This window comes from Victivallis sp. (assembly GCF_048170485.1).
In the GTDB taxonomy this organism is placed as follows: domain Bacteria; phylum Verrucomicrobiota; class Lentisphaeria; order Victivallales; family Victivallaceae; genus Victivallis.
This window is the reverse complement of the sequence record NZ_DBEXAY010000102.1, coordinates 1-2857: the sequence shown is the minus strand read 5'-3', so window position 1 is coordinate 2857 and position 2857 is coordinate 1. Positions and strand designations below refer to the sequence as shown.

Below are 2857 nucleotides of genomic sequence, written 5' to 3'. Positions count from 1 at the left end.
AATATCGCCTTGGCTCGCAAATTCCTCGATATCGTGTATCGAACATTAAAAAACAACTGGATGTTTGAGGATTTTACTCAATTCAAACTCGTAAAAAATTGAGTTTTTCCCGGCATCGAAGTGGAATTTTATCATAGGAGAGGATATGGGCCGTTTTTTGTCTCTGCTTCTGGCGGTGGCATGGCTGATGACAGTGTCCGCTGCCGTTGATCCTGCGCTGTCCGATGGCCGGGTGACCGGCGAGTTGCTTCCCGGATGGCGGGAGAATTCCGAATGGGCGAAGGCGTGGGTTCACTATTCGGTACACCGGGAAAACGGAAAGGCGTTTCAACGTGCTGACGTGCGCAAAATCGAAAGCGGCTACTGCCAGTTCGATTTCCGGCTTCCGGCGGATTTGAAGCCCGGCACCTGGGAGCTTCGATTCAAGGTACGGCTCCTGGGGCGGGGCAGACTCAATACCGGAATCCGGATGGTGAATGCTCCGTATCGCTGGCTGTTTAAAACGTCGGTTCATCCCGGAGGCGAGTGGCAGGAGGTGTCGAAGGTCTTTTCGCTGCGCCGACTTCCCGCCGGGGAACCCTTGTCGATCCTGATGCAGTTCAACGGTGTCGCCGTGCTCGATCTGCAGGATGTGGAGCTGGTTCCGGCTAAACCGGAAACGGGGCTGGAGCAGAATCTCTTCCGGCAGTACTCTCTGGAGCTGGGACTTCCGGGAGCCTGGAGCTGGCAGAACTGCTTTTCCGATGGAGATCATGTTGTTTTTTCGCCGGCTTCCGGCGAGACGGGGCCCAGCGGCATGACGCCGTTGAAGATTGAAATGCGTTCCGGAGTGATGACCAGTTATGACTATCGCGATACGCTTTCCATTTACAGTGCTCCGATGCTGCCTCCTCCGTCCGGCCGGAAAATTGTCGCCGGGATGATGCTGAAAGGGGCCGCTTCGGGGGAACTCGCTGTCCGGTGCGGCAGCCGGATTGTTGCAAAACGCTCCTTTTCTCTCCGGCCGGAAGAAGGGTGGCGCCGGGTGGATGTGCCGTTTACCGCATCCGAAAGAGGGATTTATACATTGGAGCTCTCGTTCCGGGGAACCGTTTTGTGTGATGCTCTCTATGCCGGTGTGCCGGAGAAACTGGCGGAGGCTGGACGGAGCGGCTGGACGGAACTTGCCCCTGACACAGGATTGAATGCCGCCGCCGGAATCCTTTTCCGTGGTGAGCCGGTTTCTCTGCGGGTGCTTGCCCGGCCAGCTCCGGAAGCGAAAACCTTGAAGATTGAGGCGGTCAACCTGTACGGCGACCGGGTCAATTGCCGGATTCCATTTCCCGGAAATGGCGGAACGCTTCGGAAGACGGTGGCATTGGAGCTGCCGGCGGAACGCCGGATGGGAGCGTGGCGGCTGGAGGCGTCTCAGCTGGATGCCGCCGGAAAAACTCTTGCAGTTCCGGTTGCCGAACGGGTGGTCAATCTGCTGCCGCGCCCGGTGCACTGGGGAAAAGATGCTCCGGATTCCCCGTTCGGGATTCATGTCCAGCCGGTCAACCGTCATCTTGTGATGGCCAAGGCGGTCGGCGCAAACTGGGTTCGTCTGCACGATGCCGGAGTTCAGCTGCTGGGCTGGGCGTACCTGGAGCGGAAGCCGGGAGAATGGCATTTCGATGATGCGGGAATCCAGCGCTATCGGCGACATCATCTGAAACTGCTGGGGGAACTTACTACGGCGCCATCCTTCCGCAGTTATGCCGTGAAGAGCAGTGCTCCGTACCCGACATTACGCCAGTCGGTCACTTCTCCCTATTTCCTGCCGCTCTCGATGGAGGAGTATCGGAGCTATTGTGAGCGGATTATCCGGCGTTATGCCGGGGAGGTCGATGTCTTCGATGTCTGGAATGAACCGTGGCTGCCGCTCTTTTTCCACATGGATTATGTAAAGAAACTGCCGGAAAATGCGAAGCGCTGGGCCTCGTTCGGCGGTGGATATTACCTGAGTCCGGATGATCCGGCGAAGCTGTTTTATGAAATGCAGAAACAGGTCCGTCAGGCCGTCCGGAACGTTGGAAAATCCATACGGGTTCTGGGTGTGAACACCACCGACAGCCTGGGGTCGGAAGGACGTGTCCCCGGTCGGGAGTTTTCGCGCCGGATGGCGGAACTCGGTGCGGCTGAGGATTGTGACGCGATCAGTTATCACCAGTATCTGACCGGCTTGACCGGGTTTCCTGGGGATGAGGTCGAACGGGGATATGAACGGGCGATCGGACCGATCCGGAACCATAGCGGGAAACTTCCCCGGCCGGTCTGGTTCACCGAAGGATCGCCGCTGGTCGAACCGTGCGACGGCTTCTACCGGACGATTCCGCCCGGGGCATCGCCTGCGGAAATTTTCGATACCGGAGACCGGATTGTCCGCTTCGTGACTTCGCTGCTCGGCTGCGGCGTCGAGAAGATATTTTTGTACTCGATGGGGCTGCACAATGGATACGGCACCCTGAACCCGCACCGGCTGCTGATTACAGCTGCGGGAGAGTTGCATCCTTCCGCCGCCGCTTACGCCAACCTGACTTCGCTGCTGGAGGGAAAACGGTTTGTGCGGCGGGTGACTGTCGGGAACCGGGTGTATGCCTCGATTTTCTCGGATGGAACGAAAAGCACAGCGGTTCTTCTGCCGGACCCCGCGTACCGGGAAGCGAAATGGAGTCCGGCGGATTCGAAACAATGGTGTGCCGTGGATCTCTTCGGCAACCGGTTTGTTGCCAACTCCCCCTATGCGGCGTTGGTGACCGGCACAGGTTCGCCGGCGGAACTGGAAACGTATCTGAAACAGGAGAGATGACCGAATGAAACATTTTGGAAGAAGAAC

1 protein-coding gene is annotated in these 2857 nt (G+C 58.0%); it reads left to right on the top strand.

Features of this window, described 5'->3' with window-relative positions; translation table 11 throughout:
- The first annotated feature begins 145 nt into the window (after positions 1-145).
- Positions 146-2830: a hypothetical protein gene (locus ACMLHG_RS05375; RefSeq protein WP_417169813.1), complete on the top strand. Its 2685-nt coding sequence runs from the start codon at positions 146-148 to the stop codon at positions 2828-2830.
- The last annotated feature ends 27 nt before the right edge of the window (positions 2831-2857 follow it).

Excerpts from the sequence above, each read along its gene's own strand:
- ACMLHG_RS05375 (WP_417169813.1), top strand. The coding sequence starts at position 146 with ATGGGCCGTTTTTTGTCTCTGCTTCTGGCGGTGGCATGGCTGATGACA.